General features: G+C 81.3%; 1 protein-coding gene. It reads left to right on the top strand.

What is annotated here, in order from left to right:
• The coding region (locus OOT08_RS18635) for an SLBB domain-containing protein (protein WP_325094392.1) at positions 1-556 on the top strand (556 nt) is incomplete at both ends.

Genomic DNA, 556 nt, shown 5'->3' with positions numbered 1-556 from the left:
GTCGAGGACGCGCCGCCCGAGCGCGCCCCTGACCGGGCCACGCCCCCGGACCGGGCCACGCCCCTCGCCCGGGTGCGCTGGTGGGCGCTGACCCTCCGGGCGCGGGCGATGGACGCCGTTCGGGTCCCCGCGCTCGCCGGGACGCTGCTGGTGCTGGCCGTGCTCGGCGGCGCGGTCGCGGTGTCCCTGCTCCGCGGCGGGGTGCCCGGGGCCAACGCCCTGGCCGAGGCCGGGGCGGCCCCGGAAGCCGCCGTCGCCGAGCGCCGGGGGAGCCCGGAGGCTCCGGGGGATCCCGCGAACCCGGGCGCTCCTGGGGCGCTCGCCGGGCCCGCGCAGGACGACCCCGCCGCGGCCAACGGCGCGGTCTGGGTGCACGTGCTCGGCGAGGTGAACGAGCCGGGCGTGTATCGGCTGAACGCGGGGGAGCGCGTGATCGACGCCGTGCGCGCCGCCGGGGGCGCGAGCGAGGCAGCCGCCCTCGACGGGGTCAACCTCGCGCGCCCCGTGGCCGACGGCGAGCAGCTCCGGGTTCCCGACGCCGAGCTCGCCCGCGAGT

The organism is Leucobacter sp. M11, assembly GCF_035726885.1.
GTDB lineage: Bacteria > Actinomycetota > Actinomycetes > Actinomycetales > Microbacteriaceae > JAPFRB01.
The sequence above is the reverse complement of the archived record's forward strand: the minus strand, read 5'-3'. Positions and strand labels throughout refer to the sequence as shown.